The following is a 3,454-nucleotide window of genomic DNA, read 5'->3' on the forward strand; positions in this document are numbered from 1 at the left end:
CCTCGACGAGGAGCGCGGTGTTCTCGTCGATGCCGAAGCCGCGGCGGACGCCGGCGCGGGCCATGGCGACGACGAGGCGGCCGAGGCGGCCGCGCTTGATGAAGTGCTGGTCGACCATGCCGTGGGCGAAGAAGCCGAGGCCCGCGCCGAGGAGGAGGCCTTGCGTCTCCGGGTCGTCGGTGACGCCGTGGACCACGGCCTCGATCGAGGTGCCGCCGAGGATCATCGGGTCGGACATGATGGCGGCGCCGGCGCTCGAGCCGGCGACGAGGCCAGGCAGCGCCCGGATGGCGGCGAGGAGGGGGGTGCCGGCGAGGGAGGCGGTGATCTTCGCCTGGTCGCCGCCGGTGAAGTAGATGCTGCCGACGTCGGCGACGCGGGCGATGAGCGTGGGGTCGTGGGCGAGGCGGCGGGCATTGGCGGGGGTGAGGGGGATGACGTCGGCATCGAAGCCGTGGGTGCGGAACACGGCGAGCGTTTCCTGCCCTACGGCCTTGGGCTCGGCCGAGGCGGTGGGGAAGACGAGGATGCGGCCGCCGGAGAGGCGGTGCATCTCGCCGTAGATGGCGATGTTGCTGTCTTCGAGCCGCCCGCCGATGAGGGCGAGGCTGGCGGGCTGGTCGGCCATGGGCTGCCGTCAGCCGTTCGGCACGATGCGGACGCCGCGATCGTCGCTGAGGATGCGGTAGCCTTCGGGGACGTCGAAGCCGGCCGCCGCGACCAGGCGCTCGGGCGGGATGGGCTTCGGGGCCTCGGCGGGCTCGAAGTAGATGATCTGCTTCCAGGCGCGGGTGATGGCGTCGCAGAAGACGAGGACGAGGTCGTTGGGGCGGGCCATGCCGAGGGCGGTGTCGATGGAGGCGGTCTCGCTCTCGGGGAGGAGGATGGCCTCCTCGCGGACGCCCGCATCCATCAGGGCGGCCTTCATCAGCTTCGGCACCTCGTCGGGCGCCCGGCCGCGCGGGTTGTCGTCGGCGTGGCAGAGGTAGGTGTCGAAGTGGCCGGCGACGCGCCGCGCCACGGCGGTGATGTCCTCGTCGCGGCGGTCGCCGGGGACGGTGACGCAGACGAAGCGCTTGCCGAGGGGGGCGAGGCGCTCGACGAGGTCGACCATGGCGCCGACGGCGGCCTCGTTGTGGCCGTAGTCGAGGATCACCCGGAAGCCGTGCTCGTCGAAGATGTTCATCCGGCCGGGGGACTGGAAGAAGGTGTTGTCGAAGGTGCGGAGGCCGGTGCGGATCTGGTCGAGGGAGAGGCCGAGGGCGTAGGCCATGGCGGCGGTGAACATGGCGTTCTCGACGTTGTGCAGCGCCTTGCCCTCGACGGTGGCGGGGATGAGGTGGGTCCAGATCAGGGGCAGCTGGCTGCCGTGGTCGTAGATGACGATCTGGTCGCCGTTGAGGCCCTGCTCGAGGACGACGGCACGCTGGCCGAGCTTGATGTGCTCCCGGACGAGCGGGTGGTCGGGGTTGCGGGTGACGTAGCAGATGTGGGTCGCCTGGGTGTGGGCGGCCATCTTGAGGGTGTATTCGTTGTCGGCGTTGAGGACGGCGGTGTCCTTGGCGACCTCGACGACGAGGCGCTTCACCTCGGCGAGCTCGTCGAGCGAGTTGACGCCGCCGAGGCCGAGGTGGTCGGAGGTGACGTTGAGGACGGCGCCCACGTCGCAGAAGCGGTAGCCGAGGCCGGCGCGGACGATGCCGCCGCGGGCGGTCTCGATGACGGCCATGTCGACCATGGGGTCGCGGAGCACCATGGAGGCGGATTTGGGGCCGGTCATGTCGCCCTTCACCGTGACGTTGCCGTCGATGTAGACGGCGTCGGTCGAGGTCTGGCCGACGGTGTGGCCGGCCATCTTGAGGACGTGGGCCAGCATGCGGGCGGTGGTGGTCTTGCCGTTGGTGCCGGTCAGGGCGGCGATAGGGATGCGCGAGGGCGTGCCGGCGGGGAAGAGCATGTCCATGACGGCGCCGCCGACGTCGCGGCCCTTGCCCTCGGAGGGGGCGATGTGCATGCGCATGCCGGGGCCGGCGTTGATCTCGCAGATGGCGCCGCCGGTGTCGCGGTAGCTCTGGGTGATGTCGGTGGTCAGGAAGTCGACGCCGCCGATGTCGAGGCCGACGGCCTTGATGGCGCGCTCGGCCATCAGCTTGTTGTCGGGGTGGATGACGTCGGTCACGTCGATGGCGGTGCCGCCGGTGGAGAGGTTGGCGGTCTTGCGGAGGTAGACGGTCTCGCCCTCGGGGGGGACGGAGGCGTGGTCGTAGCCCTTCTCGGCGAGGAGGCGGTCGGCGGTCTCGTCGAGCTCGAGGCGGGTCAGCATGTTCTCGTGGCCGGCACCGCGGCGGGGATCCTTGTTCACCTCGGCGACGAGCTCGGCGATGGTGGAGCGGCCGTCGCCCGTGACGTGGCCGGGGACGCGGTGGGCGGCGGCGACGAGCTTGCCGTCGATGACGAGGAGGCGGTGGTCGTCGCCCTGGATCATGCTCTCGACCACGACGCCGGAGCCTTCGTCGATGGCCTTCTCGAAGGCGTCGGCGACCTCCTGGTCGGTCATCAGGTTGACCGAGACGCCGCGGCCGTGGTTGCCGTCGACGGGTTTTACCACCACCGGGAAGCCGATGGCGTTGGCGGCGTCGACGGCGTCCTCGGCGTCGCGGACGTGGTACTGTTTCGGGACCGGCAGGCCGAGGTCGGAGAGGAGGCGGGTGCAGAGCTCCTTGTCGGCGGCGATCTCGACGGCGGTGTGGGAGGTCTGGCTGGTGAGGGCGGCCTCGATGCGCTTCTGGTACTTGCCCTGGCCGACCTGGATCAGGCTCGCGTCGTTGAGGCGGAGCCAGGGGATGTCGCGGGCTTCCGCCGCGCGGACCAGCGCGAGGGCGGAGGGGCCGAGGGAGCGGCGGCCGGCGTAGTGGTCGAAGTCGGCGATGGTCTCGGCGAGGTCGAAGCGTTCGTCGTCGCGGGGGGCGATGAGCTCGAGGAGGATGGTGCGGGCGACCTCGCCGGCCTCGAGGCCGATCTCCTCGGATTCGTAGCCGTAGAGGACCTCGACCTCGTCGGGGTCGGCGGCGGGGCGGGTCATGGCGATCTCGGCCGGGGCGCCGGCGCGGTTCTGCAGCGCGATGGCGACCTGGGCCATCAGCTCGCCGAGGTGGCAGTCGGGGGCCTCGAGGCGCTCGGGGAGGGGTTCGCCGGTCTCGGCGGTGGCGGTGAGCAGGCCCGGGAGCTCGTCGAAGAGGGGGGCGAGGGCGTCGGCGTAGTCGGAGACGGGCTTGCCGGCGCGGCGGTGCAGGTCGACGGTGAGGCGGATGAGCGGCTGCTTGGCGTAGACGTTCGGGCCCACGTAGACGGCGGTCGAAACGATCTCCATGGCGGCTCCCCCGTGCGGCTCTGCTGCGAGGAGTAGCGTCCCGCGCGCGGAAGGGAAAGGTGGCTTGGCAGGCGTGGGGCGGGG

At 71.3% G+C, this 3,454-nt stretch carries 2 protein-coding genes; both read right to left on the reverse strand.

Translation table 11 applies throughout. The annotated features are described in order from the left end of the window. Positions 1-628: cyanophycinase (locus Q0112_RS13815; protein WP_297976226.1), on the reverse strand; the 628-nt coding region annotated here is incomplete at its 3' end. 9 nt (positions 629-637) lie between these two features. Next, entirely contained in the window at positions 638-3,370 is a 2,733-nt protein-coding gene (gene cphA / locus Q0112_RS13820; protein WP_297976228.1) for a cyanophycin synthetase, read from the reverse strand. Positions 3,371-3,454: the final 84 nt, after the last annotated feature.

Source organism: uncultured Amaricoccus sp. (assembly GCF_937858865.1).
GTDB lineage: Bacteria > Pseudomonadota > Alphaproteobacteria > Rhodobacterales > Rhodobacteraceae > Amaricoccus.